The organism is Bacillus sp. AFS077874, assembly GCF_002566505.1.
In the GTDB taxonomy this organism is placed as follows: Bacteria; Bacillota; Bacilli; order Bacillales; family Bacillaceae_G; genus Gottfriedia.
Genome location: NZ_NUYF01000007.1, coordinates 306422 through 326110 on the forward strand (window position 1 = coordinate 306422; position 19689 = coordinate 326110).

Below are 19689 nucleotides of genomic sequence, written 5' to 3' on the forward strand. Positions count from 1 at the left end.
CCACATTTCAACTATACATCATAAAACTAGGACAAGTCAAAAGTAGCTTATCGCCTTTTTTTTCACGAATTCGACAAATATCGAAAAATTCTAATTATTTTTCTTACCTATCATATTCGCTTACCTTTTGACTTGTCCCATTATTTTTTCCTATTTTTATAAAAAGAAATTTTATAACATTTTTCCTACAAACTTTGCTCTCTACACCTTAAATCTAAAAGGTACAGTAGTTACAATAACGCTTCGTTTATGAAGTAAATACGCTCGAAGTAATAAGCTTGATTGATTATGTAAAACATTATGCCAATTTTTTCTCGTAATAAACTGTGGTATTAAAACTGTAATTTCAAAACCTTGTTCATGAGCTTTTGCTTCCATTTCATCTATTACTTTTAAAAGAGGTCTTGTGATCTCTCGATACTCAGAGTGAACAACAATTAATTTTACGTTAGGATTCCATGCTTCCCATTTTTCTCTCATTTGCTCTTCACTTTCTTTATCAAAAGAAATGTAAACAGCATAGACTTCATCAGCAATCCCTTGAGCATATTGCATTGTACGTTCAACTACTTTTGTAATCCCAGCGACAGGAACTACCATGATATTTCCACTAATTTTTTCAGGAATATCATTATTTAATCTTAATTGGTCACCTACTGCTTCATAATGCTTACGTATTCTTAAGAATAGAATAACAATCAAAGGTAAGAAAACAAATATGGACCAAACTTGATTTAACTTAGTCGTTAAGAAAATAATTGAAACTGTTGCTGAAATAAATGCTCCAACGAAGTTGGCAGTTAATTTCGGTAACCAGCCAGCCGGTTTTTCTCTAATCCATTTAATTACCATACCTGTTTGAGAAAGTGTAAATGGTACAAATACACCAACAGCATATAATGGAATTAATGCTTCTGTTTTACCTTGGAAAGCAATAATTAATAAAATTGAAGCTATACCAAGTGTAATAATACCATTTGAATAGCCTAGACGATCTCCTCGAAGTAAGTACATTCTTGGCATAAATTTATCACTCGCTAAGTTATAAGCTAGTAATGGGAATGCAGAAAATCCTGTATTAGCTGCTAATACAAGGATTAGCGCCGTTGTCCCTTGTATAAAGAAATAGATTATATTTCGTCCGAAAATATCAGAACCTAATTGGGACATAACTGTTTCTTCTGCATTTGGTACAATTCCATACCAGTAAGCTAAAAACATAACTCCAGAAAATAGTACTGCTAAAATCGAACCCATCAACAATAGTGTTTTTGCCGCATTTTTATCTGAAGGTTCTTTAAAGTTCGGAATAGCATTTGAAATTGCTTCTACACCGGTTAAGGCTGAACAACCAGATGAAAATGCTTTTAAAAGAATAAAGAGCGAAATCCCTGGAACAGCAGTACCAATCGCTGAATGTGCTGTTTGTGGAGCATGGCCTGTAAAGACATTATATAAACCTACGATAATGATGATAACAAGTGCTACAACGAATAAATAAACCGGATATGCCAAAATCGAAGCAGATTCAGTAAGTCCACGTAAGTTTAAAATTGTAATACATATAACCAAAATAACAGCAATAAAGACTGTATGAGCGTGCAAGACTGGAAAGGCAGACGTAATCGCGTCCGTTCCCGCTGACACACTAACCGCTACGGTCAAGATATAGTCAACTAGCAAGGATCCACCGGCAACTAAACCTGGAATAACACCAAGGTTTTGTTTAGATACGACATAAGCGCCTCCACCGTGAGGATAACTAAAAATAATTTGGCGATAAGATAAAATTAATGCTAATAATAAAATCAGAACGCCTATACCAATCGGAACCGAATACCAATACGCTACCGCCCCAACCGTAGTTAAAACGATCAGAATCTGCTCCGGACCGTATGCTACTGAAGAAAGCGCATCTGACGATAGAATTGCCAAGGCCTTCGTATTCGATAACTTTTGTTCACTTAACTCTGTTGACTTAAGTGGTTTACCAATTAAGTATCGTTTTAAAATCGATAACATATGTACACCTCTACATAAAAAGTAAAAAACTAAACCATTTGAGTTTATCACATTATTAGAAAAAATTGTGTGATATATTAAGAAAATCTTTCCATTATTTTATTAAGTTTTTGTCAAAATAATTAATATTAACTTTCCTCTAAATCAAATTAAAATACTATAAAATGAATGACCACTATAAAAACTTCCCGACCCAAATAAAAGAAGATTATGTTTCGGATGAAAATCCTATTTTATATCCTTGCCTAAACACAGAAGAACTTAACATTTTTGCTAAGTTCTTTCCTTTTTCTTCTTATTTAATTAACAATTTTTGTAACAACCCGGTTCGATTGTTAGTCTTTATTTCTTATTAAAATAACTAAGCATTTTTTCAGCCACTTTCATTGGTTCAACTTTGTATGTTCCCTCGTCAATTTGTTTTTTTAATTGCTGTATACGTTCATCACGTTTTACGATTATCTGATTGGCGTTTTGATTATCCTTTGCTTGAGGGGAGATTTCTATTTTTTCTTCTTGTTCTCGTTTATTTTGTTCGATTTTTTCTACGTTGTATTGATGCAAATGAACTTTATCCTCATCAGATGATTTACCCTTCATTTTTCTCACCCCATCGCTAATCGTTTTATACCTCGGCTTTATTATTAAATTACGATCCTTTATCTGTATTTTTGTTTTATTCTGTCCAATGACCATTATTTATATCGGTAAAACTCGTAGTAAAATTAAGTTCTTAATATAATTAGCCCCAAGCTTTATGCCCGAATTAATGTGAGTGAATATACTTCAGTAGCACCATTTTGCAACAATATCGCTGCGGCATCTTGTATCGTTTTACCAGTTGTATACACATCGTCAAGTAATACAATCGGTTCGTTATCGATATTTTCCTCACCACAAAAAGAAAAAACTTGTTCTCGGCTAAGTCTTTCATAACGGTTTAATTTACTTTGTTTTTCGGTATGAATTCTTTCTAAACAATTTGTTAAGTTTAAACCTGCATATTGTGCGAGCACGTCAACCTGATTAAAGCCTCTTTCCTTTAGCCTCGCATCACTTAGAGGTATTGGAATTATTTTATAATTTTTGAAAGAATTTTCATAGTATTCCCTCAAATCACTTGCAAATATAGATGCTAACTGAACATCACCACAAAATTTAAAATGATTGAGCCACTCTTTTACTTCATTTGTGTAATGAAATATCGACTTATTAATAATTAACGGCACATCTAACTTTAAATTCATATATTCTACACAATTTTTACAATGCTTTTGATTCTCCATAATGTAACCACAACAAATTTCACAAACAGGACCTATTATTTTTTTAAATTTCGCTACACATTGTGAACAAGCTGATTCATTGCTTAGAAAAAACAATTTATGCAAGGAAAACTCTTCAATAAATCGAACACCACAATTTACACAAATCACTTATTATCCAACCAGCCTTTCTCGATACCTAAATGATTCATTAGAAGTATTTGCTTTTTAGCTTTGAGCATTTCTTCACTAATTCCATTGTGAAAAAAGATAACCTCTCCATTTGCATAATTAATATGCCTACCAGCACGCCCAGCAATTTGAACTAGTGCACTTTCTGTAAAAATCTCTTCATCAGCACCTAGTACTGCAATTTGGCTATTCGAAATCGTAACACCTCTCTCTAAAATTGTCGTTGTAATTAAAACTTGAGTATCACCGTTTCGAAAAGCACTTACTTTTTCATGTCTTTGTGGATCTTGACTATGAACTGATGCCGATTTAACTGTTATCTTTTTAACAGCCTCTTCTATGAAAACACATTCATTAATTGTAGGGACAAACAAAAAGATAGGGCAGCCTTTTTGAATAAATAATTTTATCCATTTTTCTAAAGGATTTGGAAGTTTTGGTGTTTTGCGGATTGTTTTACGCCAGTTACCAATCCATTTAAAGCTAGGTACTGGTAGGGGTTGCCTATGGTATCTTGCGGGGACCATTACATTTTTGATTTTATTTTTTAGCGCAAGTAGTTGTTGTTCACTAGTTGGGGTAGCTGTCATTTGTACTGTAGAACCTTTAATCGTTCTTGATTCATTTGCAACCCAGTGCAAATGTGTTTCAATATTATAAGGAAAAGCATCAACTTCATCGATAATTAATAAGTGGAAGGTATGTCTAAATTTCATTAACTGTTGTACTGTACAAATCGTTATCCTATTTCCATCCCATATCTCTTCACTACCTCCATAAAGTACTGCAATTGAAATAGTAGGGAAGGCTTGTCTGAATCGAATCGATAGCTCTAAAACAACATCTACTCGAGGAGTTGTAATGCAAACAAATTTCCCTTGTTGCAGTGCAGCTTCAATTCCTTCAAACAACATTTCTGTTTTTCCTGCGCCACATACTGCCCAAAGTAGCAAATTCTGATTTCCATTCACAGCTTCAACTACTTTAATAGATGCTTCTTTTTGCTGTGGTGAGAGTTTACCATCCCATTCGAGTCCAGAAATTGAGGTATCGAATTTCATATCCACTTCATTAATGACTAGCTCAGTACATGTCGACATCTTTCCCATAGTGATACATTTTCTACAATACGTACACTGCGATGAACATTTAGCACAAAAATGAGTAGCGAAAAAGTGTTGATTTTGATTACCACAACGAAAGCATTGATAACGATTTTTAACTTTTTGAACCGCTTGAATGATTAGACTTGTTGAGGGGATGTCCTGAAGGTTTATTGTGGGGAGAAGTTGGAGTTTTCTACCGTAAAATTTGTTCATTTTTAACCTACTTTCTTATTAAGAAATATTTTGAGGGAAAAAACTTGGGAGTATTAAAAAGGTTCCACATAAATATGGTCATCTTCAAATATTACATCCAATCAGTCACTAACGACGATAAATCCAATGAAATTTCCTTGTCAAATATATAGATATATTGTGACGATCTTTTAATGACTACATTATTAAAAATCCATTTTCAATAATTCTACAGTTCATTTATAAAGTAGACTAAAAATAATTAAATTCGAGTTAAAAATGAAGTATTTTTGATCAAATTCTATATAAACTCCTAAAAAATTAACAACTTTAATTGAAATTGAACAAAATCTACAATAGTTTATCGAGTTTTTCTTTTTAATTGCGATTTCGCTGATTTTATATATGATAACAAGGTTTTATTTGTGATTTTCTACTTTTAATGAAGATTACTTGTTTTTATTTGCGATGCTAACATTTAATTACGTTATCAAATTCCCACTGGAAAAAACAAAAAAAGCCCCTAATCAAAGGAGCTCCTACTTAAACAACGTACCAACCTAATCCTAAAGCACCTTCACCAAGGTGCGTTCCAATTACTGGGCCAAAATATGAAGTTTCTAATTCAACATTCGGATATGTTTCACTAAGTTGTTGGGCTAACTTTTTTGCATCGTCTTCACGATTGGAGTGAATAACAACTGCTTTCATTTTTTCGCCTTTTGATGCAACTTCGCCAAATAAATCTGTAATTCGTTTCATTGCCTTTTTTTCAGTTCGAATTTTTTCAAAGGCGACAATTTGTTTGTCTACAAATGTTAGAATTGGCTTTACTTGTAGTAAACTTCCTACAAAGGCTTGTGCACTTGAAAGTCTTCCACCACGTTGTAGGTGATCTAAATCAAAAACCATAAAGTAAGCATTTGCAGATTGTTTTATTTCATCTAAGCGCTCAATGATTTCAGTTGGTCCAGCACCTTTCTTTGCCATTTTCGCAGCTTCAATGACATAAAACCCTTGGACCATGCAGCTAATTTCTGAATCGTAAGCGACTACTTCTAAGTTATCAATCATTGAACTAGCTGATACAATACTTTGATAGGTTCCACTAATTCCACTTGATAAAGTGATCGCAACAACAGCCTCATATTCTTTTGAAAGCTGTTCAAATTTTTCAATAATCGTGCCGTATGCAGGCTGTGAAGTTTTCGGAAGCTCCTTTTGTTCACGGACCTTGAGGAAAAACTGTTCGGCTGTAATTTCAACTTCTTCTTGGTAGGACGCATCTCCGAAGATTACATTAAGAGGCAACATATGTATATCTAAAGAATCTCTTACTTCCTTTGGGATATAGGATGTACTATCTGTAACAATTGTAGTTCTCATTGTCATATCCTTTCTTATATATATAGTAACGTTTAACTATGTATTTAATGGTTTAATTTTACACAACTAATTAAGTAAAATCATTGTATTTCATTCTCTTTACTCTGAGTCAATTCGACAACCCAGTTAGACTTAGAAAGACTTATTATACTTAAAAGCCTATTTATTGAAAAGAAAAAGTGGCGATTTTATTGATTCTATGTTTTAGACTAAAAGCGAAAAATAAAATATATTGTTCTTTGTCTACAAACTAAAACAGAGTACCGATCATCCGATACTCTGCTTTTTGCACCTAATTATTTCACTTCTACCCAAGCGTTTCGAATTGCCGTTACTACAGCATGGGTACGGTCATTTACTTCTAGTTTTTGTAGAATATTACTTACATGGTTTTTGACAGTTTTTTCACTAATAAAGAGAGCTTCACCAATAGCACGGTTACTTTTACCATCTGCTAACATTTGAAGTACTTCACATTCTCTTCTAGTAAGTAAATGTAATGGACGGCGCACTTCTACTTCGCGAGATTTAAATAATTGTTCTTTAAGTGATAGTCTTCTAAATTCTTCTACTAGGTTGTGAGTTATCTTCGGGTGTAAATAACATCCACCTTTTGTAACGACTTTAATTGCTTCAATTAGTGTATCAGAGTCCATTTCTTTTAATAAATAGCCTCTTGCACCTACTTTTAGGACATGAGTTACATACGATTCATCATCATGAATTGATAAAATGATTACTTTTGCATCAGGATGTTTTTCTAGCAATGCTTTTGTAGCTATTACTCCGTTCATTGTCGGCATGTTTATATCAACAATAAATACATCTACTTGATGTTGATCCATGATATTTACAACTTCTGTACCGTCAGAACCTTCAGCAACAACATCAAAACTCTCTTCAAAATCTAGGATTCTCTTAATTCCTTCACGAAACAATTTATGATCATCTACAATTGCAATTCTAGTTTTCATTTCATTACTCCTCTGTTTATTTGTTCTAGTTTGCTAATCTATCGAAATTTGTAGAAATTGGTATTTTTTTCTAAATTATAGTATATTTTAACATATTTTATGAATAGTTACGACGCAAATCTCCGAAAAATGTGAAACGAAATTTTACTTTTAGAAATTTTCAGACGTTTAATTTTGAAATGACATTTCTAATTCATTCTCTATATCTACATCTAAAGTGATCTTAATTTTCGTACCTACGTCTAGTATTGATTCGATTTTAAAATCTCCATTTAATAACTCAACGCGTTCTTTCATTCCTATTAATCCAAAAGAGTTTTCACTTTGGCCTTTTCCAACAGGAAAACCTACTCCATCATCCTGTACGAAAACATTAATTTTGTTTCTTAAAAACTCTAATCTCACAAAAATTGTTGATGGATCGGCATGCTTACACGCGTTTTGAACTGCCTCTTGGATGATCCGAAAGATTGCAACTTCTATTTTTGAATTAAGTCTTTTTTTGCTTTGACCGCAATATTCAAATTTCATTTCAATATGCTTATACGATTCAAGCGATTTTAAATATTTATTAAGGGCTGGAACTAAACCTAAATCATCTAAAGCCATTGGGCGTAGATCGTATATAATTCTTCTAACTTCCCCTAATGCACAACGGACTTGTTCCTTTATATCACCTAATTCTTTTCTTGCATCTTCTTCTGGTCTTTGGCGATATGTTTTTATTAAAAAGTCTGACTGCATTAATATACTGGCTAACGTTTGGGCAGGTCCATCATGAATTTCGCGTGATAACTTTATACGCTCCTCTTCCTGAGCTTGTATCAATTGAAATCCGAACTCTTGTTTTTGTTTTACATCTTCAAGTAAATGACTAACTTGCTTAAAGTCTGTATTAAGGTAGTTTAAAACAATTGAAATACGTGCAACTAATAATTCTGCTTTTTGGAGCTTCTCTAACAAAGTCTGAAGTCTATTTTCTAATTCTTTTCTACGATGATTTAGAACTTTTTCTTCCTTTAATGAAAGAAAATGCTGTTCCTGAATAGTTTGGACAGTTTCATATACTGACTTTACTTGAGAGTCAGTATACCGATTAAAATCCCCATCAACTTCAGTTAATTTTTGGCGAGCCGCTCGGGCTAATAAATCTAATCTAACCGTATTTTCAATCTTCTCTACTACTTGTAATTTTACTTCTTCAAGCTCTACTCTTAATTTTTCGTATTCTGAGCGAGTATCTTCAACAATTCCAAACACATGGGACTTACTATCTATAACAGATAAGAGCATATTTTCCATGATTTCGTCTAGTGTCTGATTGTCCATTTTCCTAGCTGTCATTCACCTTTTCCCCCATTAGCCTATTACTAAATGACTAATAAATTTATGTATATCTAATATTATAATGTAATTAGGATTATAATTGTACAAAAATTTGAAATAAGCAAAAATTTTAATTTTTCCGATTCAAACCTTATATTACCAATATATATTGGTATTTTATTATAAGTTTTAAAAAATACATACCCTTCTATAACATCCTTAACACAATGTTAACAAGTATTACAAAAATATTACGATTGACCCAATAAAAAAGCTGATTCCTGTAAAAGAATCAGCTTTCTGCCTATTTATTGATTGGTACTATTTTCATTTTCAGAACTACTATCTGAATTAATTGTATTAGTTGTATTAGTTGTAGGTGGTTTTTCTAAACCTAAGTGAACTCGGAATTTGCTAGTAATTTCTTTTACACTTTCCTCTTCAGGAACATAATAGTAAATACCGTGAATCGTATCATCGTGACCTTTTAATTTTATAGTTTCTAAGTCATTTTCAGAGATATTAGGTAAATGCTTCGCAAGTGAAATACCACCGCTCATTTTCATGTTCGTACTAATATTTTTACTGAACACTTTCGCGTATTGATCCATTTTCATGATTGTTTCAGGTGATTTAATTTCATTTAAGATCGCTTTAATTACTTGTTGCTGCCTTTCTTCACGTCCAAAGTCACCACGAGGATCACGTTTACGCATACGAGAATATGCTAACGCCTGTTGTCCATTTAAATGCATCATACCTTTTGTAAAGTAAACCTTTTTCCTTGGTGTAGTATCTGTATTTTCCCAGAAGTCAAAAGGTACATCAACATCTATTCCACCAACTGCATCAACTATGTTTTTAAAGCCATTAAAGTCTACTGTAACATAATAATCAATTGGTACATTTAAGAATTGCTCAACTGTATCAACTGTTAATTGTAAACCGCCATATGAAAATGCATGGTTAATTTTAGTTTTTTCTGAATGTCCTGGAATACTTACATATGTATCTCGAGGAATACTCATTGTTTTTATTGTCTCCTCTTTAGGGTTAAAGGTAGCAAGGATCATCGAGTCAGTTCGTCCACCCTTTCCACCAGTTGAATAGTTCTCAATCCCTAAGAAGAGAATCGATATTGGATCTTTCGATATTGCAACTTTTTCATTTCTTAAGTTTGAAGAAATATCTTCTCCTTTTGTTGCTTTATTTAATTCAAGATATGTTCTAACGCCTTTATATCCTACAAAAACTAAGGCTACTATAATGATAAGTAATAATACCCTAGCAATTAGGCCTCTCTTTTTCTTTCTTCTTTTCTTGGCCATTTTTCGAGAATGATTCTGATTCATATGTTCGAATAGACCTCCTTTAAAGTTAGTATGATTGTTCTATTTGAAATTAGTCATATATTTACTATTTATAAAGCTAGACTACTACATGTATTTAACAATACTTTCATTTATATGGCAACTACCATTTGTTAACTCAATCATCCAGTTTTTGAAGATCTCTACTTCATCAATCTTAACCCAAAGTTCAAAGCTTACTTCTTCCATATGGTTAACATTTTCTAAATGATAATGTGAGTTCCGTAAAGCGAACTCTACTTTGCCTAACAATTTATAATTAATCCTTACGTTCATTACTTTAACTAATGAACGCTCAACAATTCCAACAGCATTTAACCCTTCACTGACTGCCTGTCCATATGCACGAATTAAGCCTCCTGCTCCAAGCTTTTTACCTCCAAAATACCTTGTTACAACAACAACAGTATCTTTTAATCCTCTCTTTTTCAAAACTTCTAACATTGGAACTCCAGCCGTACCACTCGGTTCACCATCATCATTGGCTTTTTGAATTTCATCATTTTCACCGATTAAATAAGCTGAGCAATTATGAGAAGCATCAAAATGCTTTTTTTTAATTTCTGAAATGAATCGTTGCGCATCAACTTCAGTTTTCGCTTCATTTATGTAACAAATAAATTTCGATTTTTCAATCTCAATCTCATGACTACCAAAGCCACAAACAGTGAAATAATTCGCTAGCATTTAACACCTAACCTTTCGACTAAATTAAACAAAATTTCGACTCACTTCAATATATTACTACAATTATTCATTCCATTCCTTAAAAAACACTAACATTCTTCAAAAGTAAGTATTTACTGACAAGATTTTATACAGTAACATTAGAAATAATGCTTAATAACTTAATTTTAATCTTCAGCAACTACAATATGATCTAATCATTTCACATGTATAAGTAAAGTTTTCATATTCACATGAATATCAAACTGTATATCCACTATGCATAAAAAAATTTATATCAATTACTGATTCCACATCAAGAAATTTCTACTCAATTTAAATTAAATTTAACAAGATTGAAAACTAAGTGATAAATCCATTTCATCTTTGGTCATATCCAGCTATATCCCCACTAATTTAATTGGTTTTTTCATTTAAAAATTAAAGATTACACCTTTTTTTAAGAAGAAGATTATCCTAAATGTTCAAAAAATATTAGAATCATATTTCTTCTGCGGTAATAAGCTTAATAGTGCGGAAATTAAATAAGAGCATTTTATTACAATCGTATGATTAAAAAGCAATACTCCACCTCAATAGTAAATAAAGTCCTTAATGGAACTACATAAATTAATAAATTTCGTTCACTTAATTCAAAATCAAATATAACAGCAATGAAAGCTAACAGAGGTTTGCCAAAAGTAAAAAATTCTTGATCAATTACGAAGAGGGAGTTGATTTTTTGGAGAAACAAAAAAACAAGGATTTAATGAAGGATAAAAAAACTAAATTTATTCATAATAAATTATAAGGAGAATCATCAAAATATTGTTATTACATACCCAATTACAAAATCAAGGTTATAAAAAGGATTAATCCCCCCACACAAATTAACTAAATTTAACTGTTATTAGAATGTAGTAAAATTCTTTGTCCATATAACAAGTGCTTTTGTTTTCTTGAAATAACGTTAAGTATAGAGACAAAACGCTGCTAAATCTATATGGGGTTTTAATTTCTTTGGGAAAGTGCTATTATAACGCGACGTATTTTTCCGCTTACTTTATGCTAAAATAATAATACCTAAAAAGTCGACCTGGACAAAAGTTTGATCAATTACTAATTATTGTAATGCCGATTAATAAATCATTCTTGCACACACTATAAGTGTAAGGTACCCTTGTGAACTTTTTATGTGGAGTAATAAGCTTGTAACATAAAAATAATTTGATTTTTTTCTGCGAACATTTATAATTGTTATGATGTTATAAAACGTAAACGTTATACATTAGGACATGTTGCAATGTACTTGCAAGGATGGGCCTAAATTATAAACTGGGGTGTTTAAATGGCCTTACAGAATACTCAACAAAAGGTTGAAAGCCGCTACTCAATTCAACAACTTGAGTCATTAAAAAAGAAAAGTATTTTTTATTCATTTATAAAAAGAACATTGGATATAGTCTTTGCGTCGCTCGCGTTTGTCATTTCTTTACCATTCGTTTTGTTCTTTATCGCATTAATTAAAATTGATTCTCCTGGTCCTGCTCTTTTCATCCAAGAACGAGTTGGATTAAATGGGAAGATTTTTAATATTTACAAGTTAAGAACAATGCGTATGGATGCAGAGATAAATGGACCACAATGGGCTAGTACGGATGATCCTCGCATTACAAAACTTGGTCACTTCCTTCGAAAAACTCGTATCGATGAATTACCACAGTTCGTCAATGTCTTACGTGGAGATATGAGTCTTGTTGGTCCTAGACCGGAAAGAGCGTTTTTTTTAGTAAAATTTAATCATGAAGTACCAGGCTTCACTAATCGCTTAACAGTCAAACCAGGGTTAACTGGTTGGGCACAAGTGAATGGCGGGTATGAATTAACACCGAAAGAGAAGTTAGTCTTGGATTTACACTATATTGAACATCGATCAATCATGTTGGACATTCAAATTATGTTTAAAACAATTAAAGTTGTCTTGACTGGTGAAGGTGCTCGTTAGGTAATATAAGACAAGTTCAAAATTCTCTATATTAAAAATAAGAATAGCTTAACAAAAGGCCATTTCTCAATTGGGAAATGGCCTTTTAATTTCTTTAATAAAAAGTATTATTGGTCATTAAAATGTTTGTAAACGTGAAAAACATTTTAAATTCCGAAAATTACCCACAATTTCAGAAGTTTATTAACAATTTGTGGATAACATATAATAGTTATCCACAAACCGCTTGTTTATAAATTAATTCAAGTAGCTAAGAAAGATAAAGATACGACAAAATTCTACCAAAATGAAAATTGTTAATCTTTTCTTCCTGTCGATAAGTATTAATTTTATTCACAAGTTATCCACATATTAAAAACAAATCGCATTCATCATAAAAATATTTTGTAAAACAGATCCTCGTCCACTTAATTATCGTGAAGCAATTGTAAAGTTCGAAACAAATAAACTTACTCTTTCCAATAAGAACTTGAAAAAAAAATACAATGCAATAAGAAAAAAACTTATCGCATCGTATTTTAACTATTATACAACTTTAATTGTACGAACGCTTTTGTTTCCCGATTTATCAGTGACATAAACCTTTAAATAGGTGTTTGCTTTCTGTACTTTTATTGATACAGAAAATTTACCACTGGAATTAACCGAGCTTTGACCTATTAATGTGCTTCCACGATAAATCTTCACTGAAGCATATTTCTCAGCACTACCTGTTACAGTTTTTGATTTTGAAGTAACTTTATTAACAACTGGAAGTGCTGGTGGTGTTTTATCTAATACTTTTAAAGACTTTGTTGCACTTACATTTCCAGCTTTATCAGTAGAAGTTACACTTACTGTCGTTCCACTTTTTTGCTTTGAAATTGTAAATTTGTAGCTTTTATTTGAAGCAGCTGTCGTGCTTTTTTGAAGCTTGCTATTAATATATAGTTTAACTGTAGAACCTGCTTCTGCTGTTCCGGTAATAGTAGTTGATTGATCTGAAACTGTATTCATTGTTGGTGTTGTAGGTTTTGTTTTATCAATTGTAAAGGTGATTGTCGTTGTGTTACTTTCTTCATCTTTCACAACTAAAGTGTATTTGCCTGGTTTACTAACGATTTGACCATTTTTAAATCCTGCACCATTTAATAAAGCAGTACCTTCATCAAATGTAATCTTTACGTCTTTATTATAAGAAATATTATTTTTCACCCCTATTACGATTGGAGCTACAAAATCTTTCTTTTTGGCAATATATGAAGAAGCAATATAGCCTGATGTTTTTCCATCAGTTGATTTTACTGGGAACCAAACAAAATGATTTAAGCTAGAATTTGGTTCAGTATATTTAAATTCTCCATCAATAACAAATACCTTATTTAAGGGTTGGGATGTATATGAAGATGAAGTATTCGGTTGAGTTCTTAGTTTTGTACCATCTGTTGTTACTTTGACGATATTACCTTTTTTCAATAAATACACAGACTCATGTAATCCACTTGTCATTGTATAATTCATTTGATTAAATTTTATACTTTCACTAAGATTTGGATCATAACTAAAATCATCATAGGCAAATGGATATTGAGCAAGTTTTGTACTTCCTAATAAACTTTGGTCTTCAATAATTTTAAACACTTTATCTTGGTAAGTTTCCAAATTCCTTATGATTAAATGATCATCATTTCTTTTTAACGGACTATTTACAGGCATTGTACCGTTATACGCCATAACAGGAAAATACCAGTTTTCAATAACGTCTCTTCCAGCACCATTTATTTTTGGTAATGACGATAATCCATACTTCTGATCCAAAATACTAACACCCGTCTCAATATTATAGACGATGTCATTTTTTAATCTCTCTGGATCAACATTTGGATCTGTCACTTGCATAATCCCAAATCCATTATCTGAAGAAATAACCGGTTGTCCTTTTTCATCAAATTGTCTCCAAGATGATTCTTTCATTGCAATTGATTTTACAACCTCAGGTGGAATATTCTTACTTAATGCTGCATTCGTTAGTAAACAGTTAATTTGTTGATTAGATGGATTTACATTTTGTTTAATTTCGCCCATTGGTAAACATTTCGTAGACCAATCCGTTGCTGCTGATGCTTTTCCAGCAACTAAGCCAATGGAAAGCGTCGTCAATAAGCCTACTTTTAACATTGTTGATTTCAAAATTTTACTCCTCCCCAATCTACTTAAATAATTTTCTATCTTTCATTGTATCATATAAACAAATTATTCTTTAAAATTGTTACTCAATTAAACTAGTAAAAAAGTGACTCACAAGGAGTCACTTTTTTATTTTAATTCTTGTTTGACATAACTTGAAGATACCCATCCAAAGCTTCCATTTGCTAGTTGGATTTCATACCATTTTTTTGTACTATCCATTGTTAAAGTACCATCTGTATTTGTAACAATACTTACGTAATTATTAAGGTTTAACTTACCAATTACATTGTTTTCAGCTGTAGTTGCAGCTGAGCGCACGTTTAAACCATCTGTTGTTATTCTACCTAAGTTTTTAACAGATAAGGTTTGGCTATATGCATTTAATTTGATACTGTTTGTCCAAAAAACGTTCCCATCTATTGATAATTTAATCCAATAATTATTTGTTTTTTCAAGAAGAAGGAAAGTTGTGCCGGCTGTAATCGATTTCACTTTAGCCGTATCTCCCTTTGCGGTGTATAGATCAATGTTTCCTTTTGCAACCGCTTGGACATTAGCAGGGAATACATCACTTCCAACAGGAGTGGATGGACTTCCTGGAATCGTAGTATTCGGTTGAGCTTGATCATAGTACGCTTTATTAAATGGTAGAATTTTTTGCATATGTTGAGCAATCAATTTACCCCAGTTTGGATCAGTCGCGTAATAAAAATTCATCCCTTCACTTGCTGCATCTATTCTTACATTGCTCATATCTTTCGTACTAAAACCAAGATATGCACCTTTATATTTCCAGTTACTTGGGTTTAAGTAAGTAGATTTAATTGAGCGAGCAATATACTCTACATTTTCTTGCACACTCATAAATTTGTATGAAGCTATATATGGTGTTGTGTCATATGAACCAAAGCCAAATAAGTTATTTTTACCTAATGAAATTTGAGAAGTACCAAATCCACTTTCATGAATGGCATGCGCTGCTAAATAAAGTGCATTTACACCATATTTATTTCCAGCATCAATAAATAATTGTCCTTGTCCAGTCAGTATACTCTTAACTCCACTTTTCACATTATTAGCAATATAGGTATTAATTTGCGCAGCAGTTACAGGCGAAGGTGTACGCAGATCAATAAACTGGTAGCTATCTCTTGATGTTATTGGGTCACCAGTTTTTACTTGTTTGATATATGATCCTGATACATATCCCGTTTTCCCATTGTAACTAACCTTATACCAATTGTTAGACGTTTTATCAGTCGCCATTAAAACCATATTAACGGGAATTACTGTAAGCAACGCTGAAGAAGTATCATACGTTTGACGTAAATTTAATTCTGAAGTCGTAATATAAGTCGTATCCGTTATATTTGTTATCGTCACGACATCACTTTTTCCGAAATCTGCTGTTCTTACATATCCATTTACACCGTTATAAGACACACTATACCAATTACCAATTTTTTTGCTAATCGGGATAACTGTATCTTTTGGAATTTGGATAAGTTGTTTTGATGCATTGCCGAACGATTCATATAAATATGTTGCATTAAGCGCTTTATATTTTGTAGTAGTAAATGTTGTGAAGCTATTTGCAGATACATCTTCACTTTTAACATACAGATTTTTTCCATTGTAATTAATTCGATACCATATCTTCCCTACTAAATCTGTCGCTTTTTGAGTTGAAGCGAAGCCATTATCTCCATTAACTGTAGTTACTACAGGTTTTGTCGCATCTGGAGTTGCATATAAGTTAGTGACTGCTTTCGTAAAATAATATGCAGTACTTGTTGTTTCATATTTTACTTCATTTACTTTTGTAAAATTATTAATATAAACATATCCTGTTTTACCGTTAAGCGTGACGCTATACCAGTTACCGACACGTTTTGATGATGAAATGACCGTACCACTTGGAATACTTGATAGTACTTTAGAAGATGCACCATAGGTTTGATATAAACTTGTATTTTTAATTGCCTTATATTTTGTTTGTGCAAATGTAGCTACAGCACTTTTCGTAACATCTGCGCTATTTACATACAAGGTTTTGCCATTATAACTAACGCGTAACCATGTTTGGTCAATGCTATTTACAATGTTTTGAGTACTGTAAAATCCATTATTAACAACTACAGAATATACTGCAGCTTTTTTTGTATCAGGCGTTGGATATAGCTTAGTAGTTTTATTTGTAAAATAATAAGCGGTCGCTTGAGTAGTATATTTATAATATTCCTTTAAATACGTACCACTTACCCAACCAGTTTTTGAACTATAAGTCACTTTGTACCAATTACCATTTCTTTGAGTAGCGGTAATTACTTTTCCTTTTGGAATAATCACAAGTGATTTATAGGTTGTACCTGCACCCTGCCTTAAATATAGATTTGCTGTCGTTTGATACTTTGTTTTAATATTTACAATTGCTGCACTCGCTTTTGATGTTTCCAAACCGATATTAGGACAGGAAATGCTGGAGGTGCCTACTAATATGCCTGTTGATACCAAAAGTACTCTTCCCATTTTTTTCATGTATCAAATTTTCCTTTCCTACCATTATTACATTTAAGCCGTAGAATAAAACAATCCAATTCTATTAAACTAGTAAAATTAATAAACTATAATTTTTTAAAAATGAAATTAACAAAAAATTAACACTAAAATTAAGTATAAGTCATAAAATGTCGGAATTTGAATTGTTTTTTCAATAATTATATCGGTAAAAAAAGGAAATTGTTTAATTTTATCGAAACGACAACCATTTTGTAATTAAATTGACATAATTCTAAAAAAAAAGTTAAAAAGACCACAAAGAAGACATTTAACTCTTCTTCATGGTCTATTGATTTCCTACTATATTATGTTTAAGTGGGACTAAAATCTCAAAATACTTTGTTTTCTTCATTACTTTTTTACTATATGTGAAGTCACCATAACAATATGGATATCTGAAATTTTTCTTATTATTATTACACGTATAAAGCTCAGGATTCGTCTCCACCATCGATAGAGAATAAGTTTTAGCAAGTTGATCTGTATGTTTACCTCCATGTGTTTTTACAAAATCAATATAAGCAATCCCCATATTGTAACTTTGTATGATGGTTTGTAAATCAACGCCTTGCTTTTTACCATAGGAATACACGTCTTTAAAGTGCGAGACCCCTTGTTGTATGCTTTTTGAAGTATCTTGAATACTATCCTTTGCTAATCCTAGTGATTCTGAAGCTTGCATTGGATCTTTTCCTTTACCCTTTGTTTCTTGCATCATTAGTCCTAGTAATAAAGGTGTGTATTCTTCTAAATCAGACGTCTTTAATTCAGTGTAAACTTGTGTTTCATACTTCAACACATCTTGGAAATAGTAACGATAGATCGCAAATAACCCAATAATTGACATCAGAAGTGTAAATAAAAGAAGTCTTTTAATAAATTTCCACATTCTATTCTTTTTCATTACCTCCAAACATTTCTCTTTAATACATTATAACGAATATTCCTATTTAAAAAAGTAATGTGCTAAAACTACATATATTTGACATTAAAATGTGAAAAAAGAAATATTTCTTATCATAATCATTTAATAAGAATTGTACCCTTTTAATCCTAGCTTAATAATTGCGGGATCTTCCAACTCTGCATTCAAAAAAAAAAGAGTCCAACCTAAATTTGGACTCTTTTCTACAATTTACTTTATCTCTTTTACTTCTAAAATACGATCCATTTTTAATTCATCATTTTCTCTTGAGAAGTGGTAAGTAATTTCAAATGATTTCATTTTAGTTTTACCATGTTTATCAGTGATCTCATACGACTCATTTGTTGTAATGATCATACCTGAATCATCTTGTTTTGAATCTTTCATAGAAAAGCTTGTGAGTTTTTGCGTTGTATCCTTTTTCCTAATTTTGTCTTGATATTCCTTAGACTGTAAGAATGCTTGGCCATTTTGATTAAACAAGCCGTTGATTAGTTGCTTTTCTTCTAAATCAGAAGAAGGCTTTGGACTAGGTAAATACTTATCAAAAAAACGTTTAAGTCCTGCAAAGAAACCATCTTTTTGATCTGTCTCGTCCTGATTTTCAACTGGCGTATCAAACATTAAATCTACATATTTTCCTGTAACCGGAATATCATCCGTTTTAAATAATTCACCATTCTTTTCAATTTCAGCGTGAACTACTGTTTTACCATTTAATAAAAAAGGACCAAAGCGATCTAGTTCACTTACTTTTTGCCCCGTATCTTTTCCATTTACAAAAAGTTCTGCCTCAGGTTCGTTCGAGTAAATTTGGACATAACTAACATTAAAAGTTAATTCTTGTGATAACTTATTTTTTGAAGCAGAAGAAAAATCTATATCAACTGAATCCTTAACATCACTATAAACACCTTTATATGAAACAGCCATAGTGTACTTTCCAGGTAAAATTTTATGGTATGTTGTTTCATATTCATCTTTATTTAAATGTGTAATATGATTATTTAATTTTAATTTAACGTCATCAATCGGTGAAGAAATCTTTAATTCGAATGGTTGTGCACTTATTAAATACGTTTGATAAATCCCTAAAAATTTACTACCCTTTTTAATTGAAAGCACATAATTTCCACGACTGTCTATTAACTTACTATTAATTACTTTATTATTTTGGATCATATCGTCTAAATTATCTAAAACATCATAGCTATTTAAATAATCCATAAACGCGATTACTGAGTCTTCATCTAGGGATGCCCCCGTACCGCCTTTTTGTAGCATATGTGTGACTTCTTTATAATTATTATCTGATACAGCTTTATCAAAAATCTTCACTAATCTTTTAGGCGAATTTAAGTAATTTAATGTTAAATGTGTAATTAATATCGCGAGAATTGGTATTAAAATAAACATCCATTTTCTTTTAAAACAAGGTATTCGGTTTTTTCGCATTATTCGTATACCCGCTCTTGACAAGGAATTTTGTTCTCTTAACTGAGTTTCCATTTATTTTTAACTTCCCCTTAAAT

The 19689-nt window shown here is 31.7% G+C and carries 14 protein-coding genes; 1 reads left to right on the forward strand and 13 read right to left on the reverse strand.

Going from position 1 to position 19689, the window contains the following annotated elements; all coding sequences use genetic code 11:
• Nucleotides 1-201: 201 nt before the first annotated feature.
• The 9 genes from COJ46_RS07560 to COJ46_RS07600 form a co-directional block, all read right to left on the reverse strand.
• Nucleotides 202-2022, reverse strand: a complete 1821-nt coding sequence (locus COJ46_RS07560; protein WP_097975028.1) for an APC family permease — start codon at nucleotides 2020-2022, stop codon at nucleotides 202-204.
• A gap of 342 nt (nucleotides 2023-2364) precedes the next feature.
• Nucleotides 2365-2622, reverse strand: coding sequence for a flagellar biosynthesis anti-sigma factor FlgM (flgM, locus tag COJ46_RS07565; protein ID WP_176522490.1), 258 nt, complete (start codon nucleotides 2620-2622; stop codon nucleotides 2365-2367).
• 155 nt (nucleotides 2623-2777) lie between these two features.
• The gene (locus COJ46_RS07570) at nucleotides 2778-3308 is read right to left on the reverse strand and encodes a ComF family protein (protein ID WP_141437772.1); all 531 of its coding nucleotides are present in this window, start codon (nucleotides 3306-3308) and stop codon (nucleotides 2778-2780) included.
• A 146-nt stretch (nucleotides 3309-3454) separates the two neighbouring features.
• Nucleotides 3455-4588, reverse strand: a complete 1134-nt coding sequence (locus tag COJ46_RS07575; RefSeq protein ID WP_176522489.1) for an ATP-dependent helicase ComFA — start codon at nucleotides 4586-4588, stop codon at nucleotides 3455-3457.
• Between the two features lie 732 nt (nucleotides 4589-5320).
• Entirely contained in the window at nucleotides 5321-6163 is an 843-nt protein-coding gene (locus COJ46_RS07580) for a DegV family protein (protein ID WP_097975021.1), read from the reverse strand.
• A gap of 296 nt (nucleotides 6164-6459) precedes the next feature.
• A complete protein-coding gene (locus COJ46_RS07585) occupies nucleotides 6460-7137 on the reverse strand; it encodes a response regulator (protein WP_097975019.1) in 678 nt (225 codons plus the stop codon).
• Nucleotides 7138-7305: 168 nt separating this feature from the next.
• Nucleotides 7306-8481, reverse strand: coding sequence for a sensor histidine kinase (locus COJ46_RS07590; protein ID WP_097975017.1), 1176 nt, complete (start codon nucleotides 8479-8481; stop codon nucleotides 7306-7308).
• 290 nt (nucleotides 8482-8771) lie between these two features.
• Nucleotides 8772-9815, reverse strand: a complete 1044-nt coding sequence (locus COJ46_RS07595) for an LCP family protein (RefSeq protein ID WP_097975016.1) — start codon at nucleotides 9813-9815, stop codon at nucleotides 8772-8774.
• A gap of 84 nt (nucleotides 9816-9899) precedes the next feature.
• Nucleotides 9900-10520: a YigZ family protein gene (locus COJ46_RS07600; protein WP_097975014.1), complete on the reverse strand. Its 621-nt coding sequence runs from the start codon at nucleotides 10518-10520 to the stop codon at nucleotides 9900-9902.
• Between the two features lie 1327 nt (nucleotides 10521-11847).
• On the opposite strand from COJ46_RS07600, the gene COJ46_RS07605 reads away from it, so the two are divergent.
• Nucleotides 11848-12504, forward strand: coding sequence for a sugar transferase (locus COJ46_RS07605; protein ID WP_097975012.1), 657 nt, complete (start codon nucleotides 11848-11850; stop codon nucleotides 12502-12504).
• Between the two features lie 525 nt (nucleotides 12505-13029).
• Here the strand turns inward: COJ46_RS07605 and COJ46_RS07610 are convergent.
• The 4 genes from COJ46_RS07610 to COJ46_RS07625 all read right to left on the reverse strand — a co-directional run bounded on the left by COJ46_RS07610 (nucleotide 13030) and on the right by COJ46_RS07625 (nucleotide 19666).
• Nucleotides 13030-14673 carry an Ig-like domain-containing protein gene (locus COJ46_RS07610; RefSeq protein WP_141540891.1) on the reverse strand — a complete coding sequence of 548 codons (1644 nt, stop codon included), beginning with the start codon at nucleotides 14671-14673 and terminating at the stop codon, nucleotides 13030-13032.
• A gap of 126 nt (nucleotides 14674-14799) precedes the next feature.
• On the reverse strand, nucleotides 14800-17211 hold the full coding sequence (locus COJ46_RS07615; RefSeq protein WP_097975011.1) for an SH3 domain-containing protein: 2412 nt from the start codon (nucleotides 17209-17211) through the stop codon (nucleotides 14800-14802).
• 307 nt (nucleotides 17212-17518) lie between these two features.
• The gene (locus COJ46_RS07620; RefSeq protein WP_097975009.1) at nucleotides 17519-18136 is read right to left on the reverse strand and encodes a lysozyme family protein; all 618 of its coding nucleotides are present in this window, start codon (nucleotides 18134-18136) and stop codon (nucleotides 17519-17521) included.
• Nucleotides 18137-18367: 231 nt separating this feature from the next.
• Complete coding sequence (locus tag COJ46_RS07625) at nucleotides 18368-19666, reverse strand: TcaA 3rd/4th domain-containing protein (protein WP_097975008.1); 1299 nt, start codon at nucleotides 19664-19666, stop codon at nucleotides 18368-18370.
• Nucleotides 19667-19689: the final 23 nt, after the last annotated feature.